21 protein-coding genes are annotated in these 20,973 nt (G+C 45.3%); 14 read left to right on the top strand and 7 right to left on the bottom strand.

Features of this window, described 5'->3' with window-relative positions; all coding sequences use genetic code 11:
- Positions 1-1,273 precede the first annotated feature (1,273 nt).
- The 7 genes from L2755_RS18120 to L2755_RS18090 all read left to right on the top strand — a co-directional run bounded on the left by L2755_RS18120 (position 1,274) and on the right by L2755_RS18090 (position 9,106).
- Positions 1,274-2,536, top strand: coding sequence for an efflux RND transporter periplasmic adaptor subunit (locus L2755_RS18120; protein WP_248982086.1), 1,263 nt, complete (start codon positions 1,274-1,276; stop codon positions 2,534-2,536).
- 31 nt (positions 2,537-2,567) lie between these two features.
- The gene (locus L2755_RS18115) at positions 2,568-2,801 is read left to right on the top strand and encodes a hypothetical protein (protein ID WP_248982085.1); all 234 of its coding nucleotides are present in this window, start codon (positions 2,568-2,570) and stop codon (positions 2,799-2,801) included.
- A gap of 59 nt (positions 2,802-2,860) precedes the next feature.
- Positions 2,861-3,622, top strand: coding sequence for an ABC transporter ATP-binding protein (locus L2755_RS18110; RefSeq protein WP_248982084.1), 762 nt, complete (start codon positions 2,861-2,863; stop codon positions 3,620-3,622).
- A 15-nt stretch (positions 3,623-3,637) separates the two neighbouring features.
- Positions 3,638-4,939 carry an ABC transporter permease gene (locus L2755_RS18105; RefSeq protein WP_248982083.1) on the top strand — a complete coding sequence of 434 codons (1,302 nt, stop codon included), beginning with the start codon at positions 3,638-3,640 and terminating at the stop codon, positions 4,937-4,939.
- Positions 4,940-4,956: 17 nt separating this feature from the next.
- On the top strand, positions 4,957-6,168 hold the full coding sequence (locus L2755_RS18100) for an ABC transporter permease (RefSeq protein WP_248982082.1): 1,212 nt from the start codon (positions 4,957-4,959) through the stop codon (positions 6,166-6,168).
- A gap of 141 nt (positions 6,169-6,309) precedes the next feature.
- Positions 6,310-7,731: a sigma-54-dependent transcriptional regulator gene (locus L2755_RS18095; protein ID WP_248982081.1), complete on the top strand. Its 1,422-nt coding sequence runs from the start codon at positions 6,310-6,312 to the stop codon at positions 7,729-7,731.
- Positions 7,715-9,106: a sensor histidine kinase gene (locus L2755_RS18090; RefSeq protein WP_248982080.1), complete on the top strand. Its 1,392-nt coding sequence runs from the start codon at positions 7,715-7,717 to the stop codon at positions 9,104-9,106. The genes L2755_RS18095 and L2755_RS18090 overlap by 17 nt, the downstream gene beginning before the upstream one ends.
- Before the next feature lie 643 nt (positions 9,107-9,749).
- On the opposite strand, the gene L2755_RS22400 is transcribed toward L2755_RS18090, so the two are convergent.
- From L2755_RS22400 to L2755_RS18080, 3 genes are all read right to left on the bottom strand, one after another.
- Positions 9,750-9,962, bottom strand: coding sequence for a DUF1272 domain-containing protein (locus L2755_RS22400; protein WP_428847814.1), 213 nt, complete (start codon positions 9,960-9,962; stop codon positions 9,750-9,752).
- Positions 9,963-10,055: 93 nt separating this feature from the next.
- Entirely contained in the window at positions 10,056-10,628 is a 573-nt protein-coding gene (locus L2755_RS18085) for a TetR/AcrR family transcriptional regulator (RefSeq protein WP_248982079.1), read from the bottom strand.
- A gap of 20 nt (positions 10,629-10,648) precedes the next feature.
- Entirely contained in the window at positions 10,649-12,076 is a 1,428-nt protein-coding gene (locus L2755_RS18080; RefSeq protein WP_248982078.1) for a coniferyl aldehyde dehydrogenase, read from the bottom strand.
- A 208-nt stretch (positions 12,077-12,284) separates the two neighbouring features.
- Between L2755_RS18080 and L2755_RS18075 the strand changes: the two genes are divergently transcribed.
- The 3 genes from L2755_RS18075 to L2755_RS18065 all read left to right on the top strand — a co-directional run bounded on the left by L2755_RS18075 (position 12,285) and on the right by L2755_RS18065 (position 13,669).
- Complete coding sequence (locus L2755_RS18075; RefSeq protein ID WP_248982077.1) at positions 12,285-12,665, top strand: SpoIIAA family protein; 381 nt, start codon at positions 12,285-12,287, stop codon at positions 12,663-12,665.
- 80 nt (positions 12,666-12,745) lie between these two features.
- Positions 12,746-13,177, top strand: coding sequence for a universal stress protein (locus L2755_RS18070; RefSeq protein ID WP_248982076.1), 432 nt, complete (start codon positions 12,746-12,748; stop codon positions 13,175-13,177).
- A 48-nt stretch (positions 13,178-13,225) separates the two neighbouring features.
- Complete coding sequence (locus L2755_RS18065; protein WP_248982075.1) at positions 13,226-13,669, top strand: universal stress protein; 444 nt, start codon at positions 13,226-13,228, stop codon at positions 13,667-13,669.
- Between the two features lie 49 nt (positions 13,670-13,718).
- Here L2755_RS18065 and L2755_RS18060 read toward each other — a convergent pair whose 3' ends face one another.
- Genes L2755_RS18060 through L2755_RS18050 form a run of 3 tightly spaced genes read right to left on the bottom strand, consistent with a single transcriptional unit; the run spans position 13,719 to position 16,634 of the window.
- The gene (locus tag L2755_RS18060) at positions 13,719-14,285 is read right to left on the bottom strand and encodes a DUF924 family protein (RefSeq protein ID WP_248982074.1); all 567 of its coding nucleotides are present in this window, start codon (positions 14,283-14,285) and stop codon (positions 13,719-13,721) included.
- Between the two features lie 2 nt (positions 14,286-14,287).
- Complete coding sequence (locus L2755_RS18055) at positions 14,288-15,796, bottom strand: PH domain-containing protein (protein WP_248982073.1); 1,509 nt, start codon at positions 15,794-15,796, stop codon at positions 14,288-14,290.
- Positions 15,786-16,634, bottom strand: coding sequence for a PH domain-containing protein (locus L2755_RS18050; protein ID WP_248982072.1), 849 nt, complete (start codon positions 16,632-16,634; stop codon positions 15,786-15,788). Before L2755_RS18050 ends, L2755_RS18055 begins: the two co-directional genes overlap by 11 nt.
- Positions 16,635-16,756: 122 nt before the next feature.
- Between L2755_RS18050 and L2755_RS18045 the strand changes: the two genes are divergently transcribed.
- From L2755_RS18045 to torR, 4 genes are all read left to right on the top strand, one after another.
- The gene (locus L2755_RS18045; RefSeq protein ID WP_248982071.1) at positions 16,757-17,059 is read left to right on the top strand and encodes a winged helix-turn-helix domain-containing protein; all 303 of its coding nucleotides are present in this window, start codon (positions 16,757-16,759) and stop codon (positions 17,057-17,059) included.
- Positions 17,060-17,219: 160 nt separating this feature from the next.
- Positions 17,220-18,047: an ion transporter gene (locus L2755_RS18040; protein WP_428847813.1), complete on the top strand. Its 828-nt coding sequence runs from the start codon at positions 17,220-17,222 to the stop codon at positions 18,045-18,047.
- Between the two features lie 113 nt (positions 18,048-18,160).
- The gene (locus L2755_RS18035; RefSeq protein ID WP_283102872.1) at positions 18,161-18,898 is read left to right on the top strand and encodes a TorF family putative porin; all 738 of its coding nucleotides are present in this window, start codon (positions 18,161-18,163) and stop codon (positions 18,896-18,898) included.
- 243 nt (positions 18,899-19,141) lie between these two features.
- A complete protein-coding gene (gene torR, locus L2755_RS18030; protein ID WP_248982069.1) occupies positions 19,142-19,852 on the top strand; it encodes a two-component system response regulator TorR in 711 nt (236 codons plus the stop codon).
- Between the two features lie 19 nt (positions 19,853-19,871).
- On the opposite strand, the gene torT is transcribed toward torR, so the two are convergent.
- A complete protein-coding gene (gene torT / locus L2755_RS18025; protein WP_248982068.1) occupies positions 19,872-20,936 on the bottom strand; it encodes a TMAO reductase system periplasmic protein TorT in 1,065 nt (354 codons plus the stop codon).
- Positions 20,937-20,973 lie beyond the last annotated feature (37 nt).

The raw sequence follows: 20,973 nt of genomic DNA, 5'->3' as shown, positions 1-20,973 counted from the left end.
CCGTTCGATTACATCGAACACTGCTTAGAGCAGCTATCTTCACCTCACTGCGATCTCAGCAGGCTCTTACCCTGGCACGTCAATCTAAGCAAGGCGTAGTTCGTCGGACGCGCACGGTACTAGGAATGGCAGGTGCTAGGAATCGCAGGTACTAGGAATGGCAGGTGCTAGGAATAGTAGGTGCTAGGAATGGCAGGTGCTAGGAAAAGCAGGTGCTAGGAAAAGCAGGTGCAAGGAAAAGCAGGTGCTAGGAATTGCAGGTGCTAGGAATAGCAGGCGCTAGGAATTACAGGTGCTAGGAATAGTAGGTGCTAGGAATGGCAGGTGCTAGGAAAAGCAGGTGCTAGGAATAGCAGGTGCTAGGAAATGCAGGTACTAGGAATGGCGGGTGCTAGGAATGGCGGGTGCTAGGAATGGCAGGTGCTAGGAATGGCAGGTGCTAGGAATGGCAGGTGCTAGGAATGGCAGGTGCTAGGAAAAGCAGGTGCTAGGAAAAGCAGGTGCTAGGAAAAGCAGGTGCTAGGAAAAGCAGGTGCTAGGAATAGCAGGTGCTAGGAATAGCAGGTGCTAGGAAAAGCAGGTGCTAGGAATAGCAGGCGCTAGGAATAGCAGGCGCTAGGAATTACAGGTGCTAGGAAAAGCAGGTGCTAGGAATTGCAGGTGCTAGGAATTGCAGGTGCTAGGAATGGCAGGTGCTAGGAATGGCAGGTGCTAGGAAATGCAGGTGCTAGAAATGGCAGGTGCTAGGAAAAGCAGGTGCAAGGAAAAGCAGGCGCTAGGAAATGCGGCGCTAGGAAAAGCAGGTGCTAGGAAAAGCAGGTGCTAGGAATTGCAGGTGCTAGGAATGGCAGGTGCTAGAAATGGCAGGTGCTAGGAAAAGCAGGTGCAAGGAATAGCAGGTGCTAGGAATCGCAGGTACTAGGAAATGCGGCGCAGCATATAAGGTTAATACTGTGGAACCTAGCCCCTAGAATCTAAAACCTAGTCCCTATAACCTCGAACCTGCTCGCTCTCAAACCTAGCCCCTAGAACCTCGAACCTGTTTTTTCTCAAACCTGCTTTAAAATATTTCGGACACTTTCCTCATATCGGACAATCAAATCGATGAACGGACACTTTTAACCAGTGACCGCGGACACTTTTCATTGTCCGTTGAGTGTTGATTGTAATTTAGTTCTTGTTAATAAAGGTTTTTTATTTTTTGGCACGCTGTTTGTATTAATAAGCCTATCGGAATAGATATTGTAGATATCGGACACAATAGGGACAGCAGATGATCCAGGATACCAGCGCACAAGATACAGTTAAGCAGCCAAGTAAGGTGAACAAGGTTAAGCGCCCTGCAATGCTAGGTATTGCGGCATTGTTAGTGTCAGGTTTGGTTTGGTCAAGTATCGGTAGCGATTCAGTTGCCACTTCAATCAAGCGTTCTGAATTGAGGTTTGCCACGCTAGAGCGCGGTACACTTATTCGAGATATCCCCACTACCGGAAAAATTGTCGCTGCTAACGCGCCAGTCCTTTACAGCCCTGAACAGGGTAGTGTCACCTTGCTTGCCAAGCCGGGTGACCGTGTCGAACAGGGCGATATTGTGGCCTCTATCGAAAGCCACAAGTTGACCAATAGTCTAAAACAGCAAGAAGCGCTGCTCGAAGGCATGAAAAGCTCACTAGAGCGCGCCCGTCTCGATGCGCGTAGACAGCAACTCAAAGCACAGCAAACACTGGATATTGCGGAAGTAGACTTAGAAGCCGCGGATCGTGAAAGCCGCCGTGGTGATCAACTGATCCAGTCCAAGTTAATTAGCAAAATCGATTATGAAAAAAGTAAAGATGACCTGCATAAAGCCAAGCTGATGTTTGCTCATGCGGGTCAAGAAGCGTTACTGATGAAAGACACCTTAACCTTCGAGTTAAAGAACACTGCGTTAGAGGTCGATCGTCAAGCGCTAGTGGTGAAAGAGTTAGAACGTCAAGTCGCGGCGCTTAATATTATTGCTCCTGTTGGCGGCATTATCGGTAACTGGCTAACAGAGCAAAAAGCGCGAATTGGCTCAAGCCAACCCATTTTAACCGTGGTGGATTTGAGTGCTTTTGAAGCCGAGCTTGCCGTACCAGAGTCATACGCTGATGAGTTAGGGCTTGGAATGGCGGTAGAACTTAGTTTTGGTGCTATCACCATGATGGGAGAGCTTTCCTCTATATCACCTGAAGTACGTAACCGTGAAGTCACCGCCAGAGTCCGTTTCGAACAGAACGATAGCTTGCATCTACGTCAGAATCAGCGCCTATCAGCACGGGTGTTATTAGAACATCGACCGAACGTATTAATGGTAAAACGCGGTGCATTTGTCACCAGTGGTGGTGGACAAGAGGTCTACGTGATGCAAGGTGATATAGCAGAGAAAACGCCGATTCAGCTTGGGGCTCGCAGCATGAGCCATATCGAAGTGATTCAAGGCGGCAAGGTGGGTGATGTTTGGGTGACCTCAAGCATTGAGCCTTTCAAAAAAGCGGCACAAGTCCTTGTTCGCTAATCGATGAATATTAATTTGTAGGAGTTTGAAAATGACTAAATTTAAAAGCCCTCAGTTAGTGACTGCATTGGCGTTATTCATGCTGATGGTTGCGGTACAAGTGTCGACTGACAGTGCCGGTGAGTGGTTGTTCATTGGCCTCAACTTAATCGAGCTGACTAACGACGCCTCAATCAATTTACCCAGTATTGCCGATGTGGCGCTTATATTGAGCGATGACATCAGCCAGATTATGCTTTCAATCTTGAATTGTTTAGCGGACTAACGAGTTAAATAACCAGAATTCAGGTTAAGTAAACAAAATTAATTAAGGGAATATTAACCATGTTATCAATGAAAAACATCAGCAAGGTATTTAAAACGGACTTAGTCGAAACCCATGCACTGCGCGATTTCAATCTAGAGGTTCAAGAGGGTGAGTTTGTCGCGGTAACCGGGCCATCAGGCTCAGGTAAAACCACTTTTTTGAATATTGCGGGTCTGCTCGAAGGTTTTACCCATGGCGATTTCTTTCTTGATGGCGTCAACATCTCAAACCTTAGCGACAACAAGAGTGCGGCAATTCGAAATGAGAAGATTGGCTTTATCTTTCAGGGGTTTAATTTGATCGCTGATCTTAACTTAGCCGAAAACGTTGAAGTGCCATTACGCTATCGTGGCTTTAACGCTAAAGAGCGTAAAGTGCGTGTAGAGCGTGCGTTAGAGCAAGTTGGCTTGGCTGCAAGAATGAAGCATCTGCCAACACAGCTTTCTGGTGGGCAGCAGCAGCGGGTGGCAATAGCACGAGCACTCGCGGGTGAGCCGCGCTTCCTACTTGCCGATGAGCCGACAGGTAACCTTGATAGCTTAATGGCGCGTCAGGTGATGGAGCTGTTAGAGGACATTAATAAGGCGGGCACCACCATTATTATGGTGACTCACGATGCTGAATTAGCCCGTCGTGCCCAGCGCAATATTCAGATTGTCGATGGCCAAGTCTGTGATTTTACTATGTATCAAGGTGAACATGGCAGCGTTGCACAAGCCGCTTCAGCGCCGGGAAAAACGGCTGAAATTATTTCAGTCGCGTCAGCAGTGGCATCATAATCGGGGGAGATGACTATGTTTTTTTATTATTTAGATCTCGCATGGCGCAGCATAAAGAAAACGCCCTTTTTATCACTACTCATGGTGCTGGCAATCTCAATTGGTATTGGTATCACTATTACCACTCTCAATATTTATAAGATGGCATCGATTAACCCCGCTGGTGAGCGTTCATCAACGCTTTTTGCGGTGCAGTTGTTGAGCCAAGATGTCGATACTTGGCAACGTATCAATGAGCAGATCACTTATCAAGATGCTACCAACTTGCTCAAAAGCGAAGTGCCTGTGCGCCAAACGGCAATGTTTCGCACCGGGCTCGCAGTACAAACTGAAGATGAGAACTTCTCACCCATTCTAGAAGGCGTTCGTGTTGTAGAGGGGGACTTCTTTAGCATGTTTGCAGTGCCATTTTTACATGGCGGAACTTGGAGTAAGCAAGTTGACCAAGAGGGCGGTTACAAGGTTGTTATCAGTGAAGAGCTCAACAACAAAGCCTTGGGCGGCGGCAACAATATAGGCAAGACACTGATGCTCAACCGCAAACCTTATCAAGTGGTCGGCATCACCAAAACCTGGCAGCCTAGCCCCAAGTATTACGACGTCAATAATGGTGCATTTAATGATTCAGAGCAGATTTTCGTGCCGTTTTCGCTTGCCCCTATCGAGGAGTTTGAAAGCTGGGGTAATAACAACAGCTGGCGTCATGAAGATATTAGAAACTATAACGACCGCCTTAACTCTGAAATGCATTGGCTGCAATACTGGGCAGAGCTTAGCTCACCCGCTATGCAGCAAGAGTACCAGGAGTGGTTAGGCCGTTATATAGAACAGCAAAAGGCATTGGGTCGTTTTAAGCGTCCGGATGCAAAAGGCGAAATATCAGACGTTGCAACCTGGCTAACCACTAACAATGTGGTGCCAGAGGACAACAAGGTACTGGTTGGCCTAAGTGTATTGTTCTTGATTGTGTGTTTAGTCAACATGTTGGGATTACTGCTGGCTAAGTTCCTCAAGCGTGCGCCCGAAGTGGGCGTAAGACGAGCCATTGGTGCTAGCAGAATGCAGATATTCTCTCAGCATCTGGTTGAGGTGGGGTTAATCGGTTTTTGTGGTGGTGTATTTGGGCTGTTATGGGCATGGGGGGCACTGTCGTTGTTGGCGTCGAAGTTTGACCTAACTGAGTCACTGTCACAGCTAGATCAAAGTATGTGGTTCATTGCTCCGGTTATCGCCGTATCTGCGGCAATCATTGCCGGGATCTATCCCGCTTGGCGCATTTGTAGCACTAATCCAAGCGTTTACCTTAAGAGCCAGTAACGGAAAAGGAATTTAACATGTTTCAGATTAAACCCATTGTCAGTATGTTGCTGCGCAATAAGAGTGGTCCTTTATTGCTGCTGATCCAAATTATTCTCTCGGTTGCTATTGTGGCTAACGCCAGCTTTATTATCAGTGAGCGTATCGGCTTGATGAGCCGAGATTCGGGAATTGCTGAGTCAGAAGTGTTCGATTTTAGTATCTACAATTTCGATGACAGTATTGATCCTGTCACGCAGCCACTTCGAGATCTCGATATTATTCGCCAGCTCGAAGGGGTGAAGGCCGCCACACTGACCAGCATGACGCCATTGAGTGGTGGTGGTTGGTCGTCAAACTTCTCCCATGGCACCAGTGAAGAGGATCGTAAAGATGGACCCAACGCCGCTATCTATTATGGCGATGAGCAGATGATCCCAACCCTCGGCCTTAACTTAATTGAAGGGCGCAACTTTTACCCAGATGAAGTTAATGCTGGAGGGCCGGAGCTTGCGAGTTTAGCCATAGTGTCGGCTCAATTTGCGCAAGATACCTTTGGTGATGAACCTGCTATTGGCAAGGTGATGTATCGCGGTAATATTGGTACCCAACCAATGAAAATTATCGGTGTGGTTGAGCGTCTACAAGGTGCTTGGGTCGATAACGATAATTTGGAACTGAGTATTATTTTGAATGTGGAGCTGGCTTCATCATTTAACCGCATCTTAGTCAGAGCGGATGAAGCTGACATTGTTGACTTGAAAGAGTCGATTCCAGCTGCGCTGCATAAAGAGCATCCTAATCGTGTTGTCAGAGGCTTTACCACCATTAGTGAGCACCGTATAAGTGTCTATCGTAACCATGAGTTGATGGCGGCGGTATTATCGATGATGGTGGTGTTACTGTTGCTTATCACCTCTTTGGGATTAGCGGGCATGGTGATGTTTAATATTGAGCGCCGTACAAAGCAAATTGGTACTCGCCGTGCGTTAGGGGCTAAAAAGCGCGACATTATTAGCTTCTTCTTAGTTGAAAACTACCTAATATGCCTCATCGGTGGCGTATTAGGTGGCCTAGTTGCCGTGCAGCTGGGGCAACAGTTGATGACCTTATATAGTCTGCCGAAGTTGGATCTTATTTATCCGCTAGTGACAGTGGCTGGTCTATTGGTCTTAACGACTGTAGCGGTGATATTACCGGCTCGAAAAGCGGCTAATATCTCTCCGGCAATAGCCACCAGAAGCGTCTAGAGAGGTTAATCAACCGCCCAAAGCTAGCTGCTGTAAGGGCGGTTGATTATTGAAATTTAAGGTGTTTACCTTTATCTCTGTTTCGCTTTACGTTAGTTTTAGGCAAGTCATACATGACACCTCAATGATAAAAAGAAGAATATGGATACGATTCTTATCGTGGATGATAACCAAGCAGTGTGTAACGCCTTGTCGTTAATGCTTGAACTCAATGGTTATCAAACGCTTACCTGCTTGTCCCCTGAAGTCGCACTGGAACTTGTGCAACTGCATGATATTGCACTCGTTGTACAAGACATGAATTTCACCCAAGACACCACCTCCGGTGAAGAGGGTGTGTCGCTGTTTTATGCCTTAAGGCAGTCACAACCGCAACTGCCGATAGTATTGCTCACCGCCTGGACCCAACTTGAAGTGGCTGTTGAACTGGTGAAAGAGGGGGCCGCCGATTACATGGGTAAACCCTGGGATGATGCCAAGTTACTCACCAGTGTCGGTAATCTAATCTCCCTGCATGCCCTAACTAAAGCCAATGCTAAGTTATCAAGAGTCGACAACCAGCGCATGGCAGTAATCAAAGATGCTGATTTATGTGGCATTGTTTTTAGTAGCGGGGCGATGCAGCGCTGCGTGGATTTAGCATTACAGATTGCCCGTAGCGATGTGTCAGTACTAGTGACGGGGCCTAATGGTGCGGGTAAAGATAAACTGGCAGATATTATTCACGCCAACTCAAATTTAAAACATAAACCTTTCATCAAGGTCAATATTGGCGCATTGCCAATGGAGTTGCTTGAAGCTGAACTGTTTGGCGCAGAAGCGGGTGCGTTTACCGGCGCGACCAAAACACGCATTGGTCGTTTTGAGGCTGCCGACGGTGGCACCCTATTTTTAGATGAAATTGGTAACTTGCCACTCTCAGGACAGGTCAAGCTACTACGAGTACTGCAAACCGGTGAGTTTGAGCGGCTGGGTAGCCATCAAACCCGTAAAGTGAATGTACGGGTTATTAGCGCGACCAATGCCGATTTGATTAAAGACATACAAGCTGGACGTTTCAGAGAGGATCTGTTTTACCGGCTTAATGTTATTGAACTCGCTTTGCCAGCCTTAAATGAGCGTAAAGATGATGTTATCCCCTTAGTTAGCCATTTCATCGGCGCTGACTATTCATTGAATAAACACACGCGGCAAACGCTAGAAGCGCATCACTGGCCGGGTAATGTGCGTGAGCTGGAAAATGCCTGCAAACGTGCAGTGATATTGGCTGAGAGTAGTTGTTTAACCAGCGATGATTTCGGCTTGCTTAATCTTAGCGGCTCAGCTAAGTCGCTAACCCATGCAGCAATCGTTCACTCTGTAACAGTGGCAAAAGAGGCTGATAGTGCCACTAATAAACCCGCTTTAGCTAAGCCAGAACGACCAACAGCGATAGATGAAAAAGCCGATATCAAGGCGGCATTAGGTAACCACAAAGGTGTGATCGCTAGGGTCGCTAAATCTCTAGGGTTAAGCCGACAAGCGCTGTATCGGCGTATGGAAAAGTATGGCATTGAAAAATAATCCAGCAATGACATTAAGCAGCGTTTCACTGCGCGCTAAGCTGATTGTTGGTAGCGCGTTGGCAACAACATTGGGGCTTATGCTGGGGCTTAGCTTGCTGTTGTGGTTTGCCGATGCAGATGTATCGCAAGCGGTTGCTAAGCAGTTGGATCTGATACTGATAATATTTATCGCCGCGATTAGCCTAGCGGTAGCCGTGAGTTATGTGTCCTCTCGACACTTAGCCACCAGCTTAATGGCGCTTGAAATTGGATTACTTAATTTCAAAGATAATGATTTTAGTGTCAGTCTTCCTGTCGGTGGAGATAAGCAGTTGCAGGCTTTGGCGGTACTGTTTAATGACTCGGCAGAAGCGCTAAGAAAAGAGCGCCAGTATATTTATCAGCGGGAACTGCTGCTCGATAAAGTGATCCAAAGTTCGCCCAATGTCATGTTACTGCTCGATGATGATAAACGCGTTATCTACGCCAACGACGCAGCAAGGCACCTGTTCAACAAAGGGCTGCGAATTGAAGGGATGCAGCTTAGTGAATTGTTGGCGCAAGTTGCTGATGAGTTAGGCGCTGCACTGGAAAACCCTAAAGATGGTTTGTTCTCCTTAGCAGCCCAAGACAGCGATGATGAGCTAGAAACTTGGCACCTTTCTCGTGGCCAATTCCTGCTTAATGGCCAGTTTCACCACCTTATTTTACTCAAGCAGATGACGCGGGAACTCAATCGCCAAGAGGTTGCAGTGTGGAAAAAAGTGATCCGCATTATTAGCCATGAGCTTAATAACTCCGTTGCGCCGATAGCCTCTATGGTCAATTCTGGTCGCATAATCACTAAAGATCTGGACGACCCTAAACTCAAGCTTATTTTCGATACCATAGAGGATCGCACTAGCCATTTGAGTCAGTTTATTTTCAATTACGCTCGCTTCGCTAAACTGCCCTTACCGAAGAAAAGCACCGTTGACTGGCTTAAATTGACCGAGCAACTGAAGCAGCATTATTCGTTTGTGCTTGAGAATGTTCTCCCCATTTCTACGGTGGAGCTTGATCTGATTCAGATGGAACAAGTGCTATTGAACCTGCTGAAAAATGCCCATGAATCAGGTTCTAGTATCGATAAAGTGAGTCTATCGATTGTTGACTCTAGCCTGTCTGATGGCACCGAAGGTGTGTTCATTGAAGTTAAGGATGAGGGCTCAGGCATGCCGCCAGAGGTGTTGCGCCAAGCTTTATTGCCTTTCTATTCCACCAAGCAGTCAGGCACAGGGCTCGGCTTACCATTATGCCGGGAAATCGTCGAAGCCCATGACGGGCGCATCAGCTTGCAGAACCGCGATGAGATAGGGCTTTGTGTTAGGTTGTGGTTGCCAAAACAAAGTTAGTTATCCAGCTACAATTTTAGCTAACTTTTAGAAAAGTCGAAGTCGTGGTGCTTCGCCCCCAATCTTTAACAATGAGTAGAGCCAAGGGGTAAAGCGCTTTTACCCGCTGTTGATTTCATAAGAGTCAATCCCTCAGCGCCCCGGCGAAATTTAAACAGCAAAATTTCCAACGGGGAAGACTAGATTCTGCACATTTACTGAATGTATTAAAGTCATGATGTTTAATAAGAAATAGTCTCTTTTTACCGGGAGAGTGAAAACTCAAATGGTGAACTGTTGTGCTTTTATAACCCAGTGTAGATGCGGCTGAGGCCTTCGGAAACAGGACGTTTTCGTTGAGCCCACAGGGATGTGTTCACGGCGTGCCTCAGTTGCGTCTGCACATACGCTGACCGCAGGTCATTGGAACCACTTTTACCAAAAATTAACTCATTTGTGTCTAAAAACCAGTTACGTCAGTAGAAAGCAAATGAAGCCGATTTGCATAAATCGATGCTCATGTTCGCGGTTGTGGGGGCTGACTTATCGAGCCAACAAACCCATAAAGCCCAGATACAATAAAGGTCAGCATCTGCTGACCTTTCATTTTTCTCGCTGTCTTTATCTCTAGCTGTATCTATCTCTACCTCTAAATGAAGCTTAGCTAATTGAAGAGGGTGTTTTTAAGCTCCGCAGCGGGGATCTTAAACGGCTCGATTAATCTAGGTGGCCTCACAACCAAAGCGCCTTGGCAGTTGTTACAGGTGAAATGTATCTTCTCACTACAGCTCTTACAGTAGGTACATTCGAATGAGCAGATATAAGCAACATCTTTGCGGGCTAGCTTAGTCTGGCAGTGTTCGCATTCGGTCTTCATTCTTAACATAAATTCACTCCCTTGAATAACTTCTCTACTTCTACAACGACTGTAACAAGGGTTTATCTCTTCCATGAGCTTGTCACATAATATTCAGGTTTTCATCGCATTCCAAAACATGGAAAAACTCGCCTGTTTATGGGTCACATCATTCCACCTATCGGGGTGGTCTAGAAAGTATCTTGTCGCGGCCAAGTATTGTCCGTGGCAACCTTCTAGCATCAAGGATAGCGGAAAATTAGCGAGAACGCCTAATTTTTGACCTTGAATGATCAGCTCACCCATAAAGCTAAGGATACCATTCATTGCTTGCTCTCTTACCTCTGTTGCGATAGCGGGAGACATTGAATATTGCTGAAAAAACTCCTGCTTTAACGGGTTTGCTATTGCCCAATCAATTGCGACATGCCACAGATGTTCGGCATCAAGTTTAAGATCTCCCTTACTGCACATCTGTGATTTGATTGCAGAGGCAAACTCTTGTTTGATAGAGATCAAAAGATGGTTCATCAACACATCTTTTGACGCAAAATGGTGAAATAGCGTCCCGGTTGCCACCCCTGCCGTTTTGGCTATAGAGGCGGTTGAAGTCGCATAAAATCCCTGACTGACAAACAGTGTCAGCGCAGTGTCTAATATGGCTTGTTTTTTATCTATTGGGCTCATTAACGCGATACCTTGGCAGCTTAACGCAAGAAGAATTTCATTAATTGCTTTTGCAACCAGCCACCATAAGGAGGGTGGATCAGTTTACCGGTATTAAAATACTTACCCCGTTTAAGGATAGTTTTAGCATGGCTAAAGGTGAGGAACCCCTCTTTGCCGTGATAGTGCCCCATGCCTGATGGGCCTATGCCGCCAAACGGTGCGTCATCAGCTGCGACATGAAATACCGTTTCATTAATACAAATGCCGCCCGAATGGGTATGGTTGATGACTGTTTGTTGGGTATTTTTATCGAAACTCATCAAATAGAGTGCTAACGGACGCGGACGTTGATTAATGTAACTAATCGCTTCCTGTAAGTTGTCATAAGGGATAACGGGTAGCAGTGGCCCAAAGATCTCATCTTGCAGTAACAGCATCTCATCTGTCGCGCCAGTGATAATCTGCGTCGGCACTTTCTGATGTTCGATGTTGATCGCTTCATCATTGGCACTCATCACGCTAGCACCTTTGGCTTTAGCGTCTTCAAGCACCTGCATTATCCGCTCAAATTGACGTTGATTAATAATGCTGCCGTAGTCCTTATTATTACTGACTTGGCCATACATTTTAGTGAATTTTCGTTTGTAAGCTTCTACAAAGTCGTTAAGTTTTTCTCTTGGGACCAAGACATAATCAGGGGCGACGCATATCTGGCCAGCGTTAAGGCACTTGCCGTAGATCATCCGTTCGACCGCAATGTCCATATCGATATCATCAGCCACTATCACTGGTGACTTTCCGCCCAGTTCTAAGGTCACAGGTGTCAGGTTTTGCGCCGCACTACGCATTACGTGGCGACCTACGGTTGTTGAACCGGTAAATAAGAGGTGATCAAACGGCAGCGATGAAAACTCGGCTGCGATGTCAGCTTCGCCTTCGATGCAGGCAACATGGTTCTGATCAAAAATACTGGCTAGCATAGCGATAAGTATTTTATTGGTTTCAGGGGTAAATTCAGACAGTTTTATCATCGCTCTGTTACCTGCTGCAAGCGCGGTGATAAGTGGACCGATTGACAGCATGACAGGAAAGTTCCACGGCACAATAATACCGACAACGCCTAATGGCTGATACTGAACTTTAATAGTGGCTGGAGCCAACAACAATCCCGCATGACGACGGCTAGGCTTCATCCATTTTTTTAAATACTTTAAGCTGTAATTGATATTATTAATGCAGGGCATGATGTCAGAGATCATGCTGTCATTTACCGAGCGATTGCCATAGTCCTCGTTAAGCGCATTAACGAGTTGTTCTTGATGGCTTAAAATGGCTTGTTTCAGGCTTTTCAGGTGCTCTACTCTTGCTTCAAAAGAGGGTGAGGGTTCCGCAAGATAGTGAGTGCGCTGATTGATTAAGATCTGCGACAGCGGCAATGCTGTTTGGGCTTGAATAGGCATGTTCATCTACGAAACTCCTGAAGGTGTACTTTAATTAACCGACTGATTAGTCGGTCTGATATTATTCTACTTTTTTAAAAAGGTCAAACTTCTGTTTGCTTTATGAGCGAGATCAACTCCAGTTGGCTAAACTTCACTAGAATGAAATGAGTACTCTTTTGCAGAGTGCTCTTTAAAAGCCATCTTTAAGAGTTAACCTCGAAAGGAGATTAAGGTGAGTGATAAAAGACACGGAATATCGGTAGGAATTGAACGTTGCGACAACCAGTTTTATTTGAACTTGGTTGTGAAAGGCAAACTTACCCATCAAGACTACCAATATATGGTGCCTATACTTGAGTCCGCTTTAGCGGGGGTTGAACATCCTGAAATTAATGTACTGGCTGATTTGACCGAACTTGATGGCTGGGAGTTAAGGGCCGCATGGGATGATCTTAAGCTAGGATTGGCCCATGGGCGTGCTTTTAAAAAAATTGCCATTGTCGGTGAGGGGCATTTGCAGCAGTGGATGGCGAAAATGGCAGACTGGTTTACCCCTTATGACGCTAAATTTTTTGCAAGTACTAATGAAGCACAGCAGTGGTTAAAAGACTAAAATTGAAGTTGTTATTGTTCATTGGCTCACAATACCTAGGTTAGCCGTGCCTAACTATGTAATGTATCGAGGAATTGGTAATGCGTACTCGTCAAATATTATGCCCAACAGACTTTTCTGAAACTGCCTCGCATGCGCTAAAGTATGCGATTGAAATGGCTAACCTTTACCATGTTGGTTTACGGCTTGTTCATGTCATCGACCAGCCCGTCGGGTTGGAGAACTACCAAATACTCACAGTGACCCCAGAAGAGCTCGCCCAGAGTATGGAGGAGTCCGCAGCGGCGCAAATGCATTCGTTGCTGTCTGAGCTAAAGAGTGACCTATCAGTAGAAAGTGTTATTCGCCATGGTGTTGCGTCGGAGCAGATCCTTAAAGAGGCGGAAGTCTCTGAAGCTGGCATGATTGTTATTGCTAGCCATGGCAGAACAGGGCTGGCGCACTTTTTACATACCAATGTCACCGAAGTGGTGGCTAATGGGGCTAAATGTCCGGTATTGGTGGTGAAGTAACTAATACGATTAAGACTATAAAGAGTTAAATTAGATTAAGGAGTAACTATGCGTACTCGTCAAATATTATGTCCAACAGACTTTTCCATCACGGCGTCACATGCGCTAAATTATGCAGTAGAAATGGCCAACTTGTATGGGGTAAGTGTGCGCTTGTTACACGTAATGAGTGAGCCATTTAGTGAGCATCATTATGGCATTGCGGTAGAGTCTGCTGCTGAGTTGGAGCAGCAGGTAACCTCATTTGCGACTGAAAGCTTACAGAAAATACAGCTTGAGGTGCAACAAGAGCTTAACCCAGGCCTGACAGTTAAAACAGTTATTCGCACTGGAGTGGTACTCAAGGAGATCCTAGCAGAAGCGGAGCTGGGCGAAATAGGGATGATTGTTATCGCCAGCCATGGGCGGCAGGGGATCTCGCATCTGCTCAATCCCAATATTGGCGAAGGGTTAGCTAATAAAGCAAAGTGCCCAGTACTGGTGGTTAAATAGCTCCTCTAGTGTGGATTAGAAGGCTTAATCATTCGAGAGTAAGTCATAGCTAAAAGCTGGATCCTGGCTGAGTTAAAAAGACTAATTCTGCTTCGGTAGAGCTGCGGCCTAAAATAGCATTACGATGTGGGTAGCGACCAAATTGTTCAATAATGGCTTTGTGTCTGCGTTCAAATTCGAGGTTGCCTTGTGCGGCTTCACGGCTAAATAAGCGTACTGCGACTTCATGTATCGCCAGTGATTCACTGTGCATATAGGGCATAAACAAAAACGGTACTTGTTTGGCTTTTAGTTCACCGTCATAGTTTAAGGCCACCGCTTCTTGTGCTAACACCAAGGCCATTGGATCGGCAGCAAAAGACTGCGGTGTATCGCGATAAATGTTACGTGAGAATTGGTCTAATACAATGATTTCGGCCAGACGTCCCTGGGGCGTTGCACGCCAGTGGTAAAGCTCACCTTGCACAGCTTGGGCTAACGTATCAGCGAATCGCTGTTTAATCAGTTCATCAAATTCAATATCTTTAACCCACCATAGCTTCGGCTTAATCTCCTCAAACCAAAAGTTAATAATGGTATCGGGTGTGATAGGTGTTTTCTCTGTTAATTTATCCATGATTAAATCCAGTTGCGGTGATCATTGTGAATAAGCGTAAGAGAGCGCTCGGCGATATGTTGTGCATCATTAATTGATATATAGGGCAGCTTGATTGTGCCACTCGCAAGGCCAATTTCAAGGTTCGCTAATTGGCTGCGCTGTTGATTTGGACTTTGAGTAATGGCTACATGTTGCACTTTACTCAAGGCGATAAGCTGCCAGCTGTGCCCCAATAAACCGGAGTGAAACCAGAGGTTATCTGCTTCAATCACGTATCCATATTGGCTATACCGCAGGTAAATCCCCACGCAGAACAGGCTCGCAGCAATCCATAAGGTTTCGGTAAAAATATCTAAACCATGGAAGTAGGTATTGATGGCCGGAACCAGTAATGGCAGCCAACCACGGCGCCAGAACCAACCTAGATGAATATGTTGATAACGTTTTGGTAGTTGGGTTGCAGTTGCCTCTATTCCTTTCAGTTTAGGCAATAACTCAAGAATGTCTTTGCGATTCATCGAAGGCACTAACATATTTTTGCTGCCACGATGCTCAACTTCGTGACCCTTTACTTGCTGAAAATACACGGTCCATAATTTAAAGAGTCGGCCCACGAATGGCTGATAAAACTTAACCACCTGAATACGCTTAATCGCCAGGGCATCGTTTTGCTTAGCAATAATACCGCCAGTGCGATGCAGGGTATTGCCACTGCGGCTTAAGCGATAGGGAGAGTATTTCAATACTGCAGATATCATGGAGAGTATTGAGAACAGTAAGTAAAATAGTGTCAGTGCTAAAAGGGCAAATGCTATCTGCAAAATCATGCTGACGGCGATATTGCTGTCATACCATGCCCAAAAGGCTTGCAGCGATTGCAGGTTTTCCATCGACTCCCAATCTAGCTGCCCAAAAATAGGGCCTAGAATAACCGCCAACCAGATGGCATTATTTTGATAAAGCCCAAATAGTACCAGCTCCTTTAGACTTTTACGGGTAACGGTATTGTGTTGATTATCAGCATGGTTACTGGAAGTGGGCTCAGTGGTATTGGTTTCACTGTGATGCTCTTGCTCAGCCATTAAGCGTTTTTTTAGCGCTAATGCCTCTTTGTAATCGAGCGCTGAAAGCTCAGCTTCATTTCCTTTAGAACCCGCCGTTTCGACCACAATGCTGTAGAGCCCCATCGGACGGAAGTACAGTGGTTGCTGCAAGCGGACATTTTGGATTTTATTAAAGGGGATCTCATCGACTTTCTTAAAGATAACCCCATGTTTAATATTGAGTTTGTCATTATCAATTTTGAATCTAAATTTGAGCCACTGCAGCACGCTGTAGACCAGAATCACAATCACGCTAACCAGTGCGACCACAATTACCCACGGGCTACTAAAACCTTGATTCCACCCGGTATAAACCACAGGGATTAAGGCATAACCACTGCTAAAAACCTGTTTAATGGCAAACAGCGTAAAACTAATCACAGACCAAGCTGACAGCGATGACCACTGTGAAAACTTATTGGTCATGATTGGCCTCGGCTTTTTTGACTGTAGGCTCACTAGTTAAATGATTCACTGCAGACTCCGCCGCCAAAGTTTCGGTTTCTGAAGCTTGCGGATCGGCTAAATGTGCTTTTGCTGCTTGGGCAAGTAGGTGTTGGCGCAGATGCTCCGCGGTGTGTTGCTCAATACCGGGAAGTTCTATCTCTGCACTGCCACTGCCGGCGCTAAAGCACTTTAAAGTGAACAGCTTAAAGTGTCGCTCAAGTGGGCCTTGAGAAAGGCTAACGTGTTGCAGTCGAGAGTAAGGTAGTGAGGTGCGTTTATGCCACCATAACCCTTTCTCCATCAAAAACTCATGTTCGCAAGCGGCGTAGCCAAGTTTCGCTGCTTGTAAATGTCTTAGATAGCCAATAGAGCAAAGGAGTAGCAGTAGTGTCGTTAAAATAGCTAAGACAATAACTAAACTGAGTTCACCGGGCAAAATGGTGATGAGAGATACGGCTGTGAAGGCGACAAAGGAAAAAAACAGGCTTTCGTAAAGTATTTGGGTGTAATGACGATCATCAATCTTTTGCAGTGGGACTTCATTAAAACCCTGCCACTGAGCTTGAGTCACTGGAGTGTGAGCCGAATAGGGCACTGAGCTTTCATGCTCTTCAGTGCTTGTTTGCTCAACCATTAGAGATCTATTGGGGATAATCTCTGCTGCCGCCGCGACATCTTCTGTTTTTGTCATCGTCGATGTATTGGCTGCGGTATTAGTCTTTTTCAAGTGTGAATTGTCCATTTCATTACTCTTGTAGCACTCGTTATCTTCATCGACTATATCAGTATCTGACGAGTCATCGCCAGTAGGAGACATATTTGGCAACATATTGTTTTAACGATTAACAATGAACAGGTTATGAATACAGTGGGTATTACTTGTTATTTACTGTAGATAACGTAATTTACCGCTTATAACTTTTTTGAAGATTAATCGACATGAGCCTTAACCAAACCGCCTCAAAGCAGCAAAAAGCATTTTATCGAAAGCTTTTCATCGCTCATCAAATTGAAACTGAAGCGCATAACTTGTTGTCACTGCATAAGCTGACGAATATGCCAAGAAGAACTCTGCAAGATTCCATTGCCGCGTTTAGTGATCTAGGGATCGTTTGTGAATTTGTGCAAGATGGTGCCCGTAATAATGCTGGTTACTACAAAATTTCCGACTGGGGTCCAATAAAAAGTGATTGGGTAAAGCTGAACCTCGCTGAGATCGAAGCGTTACTTAATGATTCGTGATTAATGTAAGTATCGCTATGCCTGTCAGTTATTGGACGCAAATTCATTTTAAAAATTAATACCAAATTAAGTGTTACTTATTAGACTGTGGGATCCTTGTTTATTAGGGGTAATCGCCGCCTTTTTTAAGTAATTTCAAATGAGTTTGAGGGTTCAGTCCGTGCTAGCCAATGTGTCCATTTTACAATCAAAGTTAAAGTTAATTGATAACAGCAAAGTTTTTCAAGGCTTTGTTATTTTTGTGATATTAGTGTCTGCACTCTCCATTGGTGCGCACACCTACCATCTGCCAAACTGGATGGAGAAAGGTTTATTACTGTTAGATATCGGTATTACAGTATTTTTTGCAATTGAAATTATTATTCGCTTTTTAGCCGCCGAGAACCCGAAACGTTTCTTCAGTGACGGCTGGAATATTTTCGATACCATCATTGTTATCGGCAGTCTGATCCCAGCGGGTGGCTCGGCCATTTTGTTGGCAAGGTTGCTGAGGATTTTCAGAGTGCTGCGCTTGGTATCTATGATCCCAGAGCTCAGAATGCTGGTGAATGCGCTGTTTAAAGCGATTCCACGTATGGGCTACATTGCACTACTTATGTTCGTGATTTTTTATATCTATGGCGCTATCGGCAGCATGCTATTTGCCGATATTAATGACTTTTTGTGGGGCGATGTTTCAGTCGCTATGTTGACATTATTTAGGGTGTCGACCTTTGAGTCTTGGACCTCTGTAATGTACGAAACCATGGCTGTCTACCCGCTGAGTTGGCTGTTTTATCTAAGCTTTATTTTCCTGACCGCGTTTGTGTTCTTGAATATGATGGTCGGTGCAGTACTTGATGTGATGACGCAAGAGACTGCCGCCATGCGCGCCGAAGAGGAAACAGAGTTAAGCGATGCAGAAAAGCCCGCCAGTGTGGCGGACGTCGCCGAGCTTAAAGCGCAAATTGAAGATCTAAAAAGTTTACTACTGCAAAGGGCGAGTTAACCTCTCCGTTCATATTTTTTCATATAGTTGGTTTATTGGTTCATAACTACTCCCATAGTTATTAATAACTTGGGAGTAACATTTGTCTCAAATAACACAACGAGATGATGAATATGAAAACTGTACACGCTTTAATGCTTGCAAGCTTAACGGCCACCTCGATGGGAACAGCATTTGCTGCTGAGAATAATGACCTGTTGGGCGGCCAGTTGAGTGGTAACGTTAAGTTTGCCTCTGACTATGTTTTCCGTGGTGAGTCTGAAACTATGGACGGCGACGTTCCTGTAGTACAAGGCACACTAGGTTGGGGCAATGATGATGGCTGGTATACCGGTGTATTTGCGTCAAACATTAAGTTTGCTGACCCTAATCTCGAAATCGTTACCGCACCTTATATTGGTAAAGCAGGCGCCTTTGGCGACAGTGGTTTTACTTACGACGTGATGGTGTTTTCATATCTTTATGCTGGTGCTTCATATTCAAACTACACCGAATTATGGATTAAAGTCGCTAAGCAGTTTGGCCAAGCCAATGTCACACTTGAAGTGACACCAACACTTGATGACTGGTTTGGCGTTGATGGTTGGCAAGGGGTTAACTATGCAGTGCACCCAAGCTATGATTTTAATAATGGGGTAAAGGTATCGGGATCTTTTGGTTATCAAGATTTAGATGGAGAAGGCGCTGAAGGTTGGACTCACTGGAATTTGGGTGTCGAAGCGAGTTATGTCGGTTTAGTCTTTGATCTTCGTTACCACGGTAGCTCAGTTGATGAGTCACACTTGGTCTATGGTACACAAACTGAGATCTTTGATGATCGGTTAGTGTTTGGTTTAAGCAAGAGTTTCTAAAACCGACCTCAATAAATACTAATACCAAAGCTGAACAAAGCCGACCTAATAAAGTCGGCTTTTTTGTTATTTATCCCTAAGCAGAAAGCCAATTTTGATTAAACGATAGCCAGTAATAGAGCAGATTGGGATCGAGTTAAGTGTATTAGCGGCTAATTATGTATATTATGTGGCCTTAATGCTGCTAAGCAAATATATGAGCGCAGTTTTTAGAGACTGAATGAGTGTTGGTTGGGGTAATTTATGGGCTACAGAGTACTGGTTGTTGATGATGAAACTGTCATTAGAGCTAGGTTAAAAGGCTATTTTGAGAAGGAGGGCTATCAAGTTCTTGAAGCTCAAGATGGTGAGCAGATGTGGTATGAATTTGATCGCCAACATATCGATTTAGTCATGCTCGATATTAACTTGCCCGGCACCGATGGTCTCAGTTTAGCCCGTGAACTGCGCAGTCGCAGCGATGTAGGGATCATACTGGTGACAGGCCGTGATGAAACCATCGATAAAATTGTTGGTTTGGAGATGGGCGCCGATGACTATGTAACAAAACCCTTTGAATTAAGGGAGTTACTGGTGCGGGTTAAAAATCTATTATGGCGTATCTCTTTAGTGCAAAAAGCGATTGCCGAGAGCGGAGCACAAGCCGATCCCAATGACAATATTATCGCCTTTAATGACTATGTTCTAGAACTCAACAGTCGGCAGCTGAGCTGTAATGGTGAGCTCATTAAGCTGACTAAAGCAGAGTTTGAACTGTTGACGGCTTTCTCTCTTCATCCGCAGCAAGTGTTATCACGCGATCGATTAATGCAGCAAACCAGTCACCGTAATCAAGACGTGAATGATCGTACTATTGATGTGATTATCAGGCGCTTGCGTAACAAGCTATCTGCAGAGCTATTTGTCACCGTCCATGGCGAAGGTTATCTTTTTGCCGCCAAAGTAAAAGACTAATGTTGGCAACTCACTCGGTCTAGTCTTCAGGATTGACGCGATAGATAGGGTAATAGTCGGCGGGTGCCAAGCTGGTTTTTAACACCTCTTTATTAATCTTGCCGATAATTTGGCTCTGTATTTTAGGGCCTATATCACCAAAAGGCCTAGCGCCTTGTAACTCTCTTACTGCAACATCAATGGCAAGCATACCCTGTACCACCACTAAATCGTCGTTACTAAATTCAACCCGGTCACGATAGATCCCTCTGAGTATGGCGGGAGAGAGATAACTGCTAACAAGCTTTACCTTATCTTCAAGCTGACGCTGCCTTAATATGGCCACTCCAGCCTCAATGGCGACTGCGCTGCCAAGAATGTATTGCGGCGTTTGGCTATCCAATAAGGCTTCTAACTCATCACGATATAAATTGCGATTATTGTCTGCGTGGCGCACTGCCGATATAGTGACTTGGCTGTCAGCTAATGCAGCTCTCAGCCCCTGCTCTACTAAACCACTGCCACCTTGTTTGTCGGGGCCCGCCAGTAGCGCAACCTGCGTTGGCGCATCCGTTTGTTGGCGAATATATTCCCCTGCCTGAAACCCCATTTGATACCAGTTAACCCCCACCCTGGTAGTGACAATTTTATGATCGAGGCGATTGACCAGCGCAATGATAGGCTTATCGATGGGGGCTTTATAAAAATCAAGCAGGTCAGGGCGAACGCCCCCGAGCAATATGGCATCAAAGTCGTGTTTCATGCAGTTGTCGAGCTGGCTTAATTGTTTATCCAAACCGTAATAGCTGCCCGCTTCAAATAGCTCTAAATGTAGCTTTAATTTTTTTGCTTGCTGTACAAGGCCATAGTTTATGCCGGTCCAGTAACTGTCTTTTAGGTGGGGCATTAACACGCAGATACGCCAGTCTTTTTTAGCTTGGGTCAGCGGGGTAAATTGCAGCGGAGTACTTTGCTGGATCTTGTTATCGAAAGGCTGTCTTTGCTCAAGTGACCAAGAGGGCACGGTTATGGCAGCATTCGCCAATGGACTGGCGAGTAATAGAGTCAAAAACAGTTTTGTCCATCGTAGCAATGGTTTTGCCATTGTTAACATACCCTTGGTGTTATACAAATTCTATTAA

The organism is Shewanella abyssi (assembly GCF_023284025.1).
In the GTDB taxonomy this organism is placed as follows: Bacteria; Pseudomonadota; Gammaproteobacteria; order Enterobacterales; family Shewanellaceae; genus Shewanella; species Shewanella abyssi.
This window is presented reverse-complemented; position numbering and strand designations above follow the sequence as displayed.

Bases quoted from the DNA above. Each gene is read 5' to 3' on its own strand.
- torR (WP_248982069.1), top strand. From the start codon at position 19,142: ATGGGCTACAGAGTACTGGTTGTTGATGATGAAACTGTCATTAGAGCT.
- L2755_RS18085 (WP_248982079.1), bottom strand. From the start codon at position 10,628: ATGAGCCCAATAGATAAAAAACAAGCCATATTAGACACTGCGCTGACA.
- L2755_RS22400 (WP_428847814.1), bottom strand. From the start codon at position 9,962: ATGAAGACCGAATGCGAACACTGCCAGACTAAGCTAGCCCGCAAAGAT.
- L2755_RS18080 (WP_248982078.1), bottom strand. From the start codon at position 12,076: ATGAACATGCCTATTCAAGCCCAAACAGCATTGCCGCTGTCGCAGATC.
- L2755_RS18105 (WP_248982083.1), top strand. From the start codon at position 3,638: ATGTTTTTTTATTATTTAGATCTCGCATGGCGCAGCATAAAGAAAACG.
- L2755_RS18060 (WP_248982074.1), bottom strand. From the start codon at position 14,285: ATGGATAAATTAACAGAGAAAACACCTATCACACCCGATACCATTATT.
- L2755_RS18055 (WP_248982073.1), bottom strand. From the start codon at position 15,796: ATGACCAATAAGTTTTCACAGTGGTCATCGCTGTCAGCTTGGTCTGTG.
- torT (WP_248982068.1), bottom strand. From the start codon at position 20,936: ATGGCAAAACCATTGCTACGATGGACAAAACTGTTTTTGACTCTATTA.
- L2755_RS18115 (WP_248982085.1), top strand. From the start codon at position 2,568: ATGACTAAATTTAAAAGCCCTCAGTTAGTGACTGCATTGGCGTTATTC.
- L2755_RS18095 (WP_248982081.1), top strand. From the start codon at position 6,310: ATGGATACGATTCTTATCGTGGATGATAACCAAGCAGTGTGTAACGCC.
- L2755_RS18120 (WP_248982086.1), top strand. From the start codon at position 1,274: ATGATCCAGGATACCAGCGCACAAGATACAGTTAAGCAGCCAAGTAAG.
- L2755_RS18045 (WP_248982071.1), top strand. From the start codon at position 16,757: ATGAGCCTTAACCAAACCGCCTCAAAGCAGCAAAAAGCATTTTATCGA.
- L2755_RS18065 (WP_248982075.1), top strand. From the start codon at position 13,226: ATGCGTACTCGTCAAATATTATGTCCAACAGACTTTTCCATCACGGCG.
- L2755_RS18090 (WP_248982080.1), top strand. From the start codon at position 7,715: ATGGCATTGAAAAATAATCCAGCAATGACATTAAGCAGCGTTTCACTG.
- L2755_RS18050 (WP_248982072.1), bottom strand. From the start codon at position 16,634: ATGTCTCCTACTGGCGATGACTCGTCAGATACTGATATAGTCGATGAA.
- L2755_RS18035 (WP_283102872.1), top strand. From the start codon at position 18,161: ATGAAAACTGTACACGCTTTAATGCTTGCAAGCTTAACGGCCACCTCG.
- L2755_RS18070 (WP_248982076.1), top strand. From the start codon at position 12,746: ATGCGTACTCGTCAAATATTATGCCCAACAGACTTTTCTGAAACTGCC.
- L2755_RS18100 (WP_248982082.1), top strand. From the start codon at position 4,957: ATGTTTCAGATTAAACCCATTGTCAGTATGTTGCTGCGCAATAAGAGT.
- L2755_RS18110 (WP_248982084.1), top strand. From the start codon at position 2,861: ATGTTATCAATGAAAAACATCAGCAAGGTATTTAAAACGGACTTAGTC.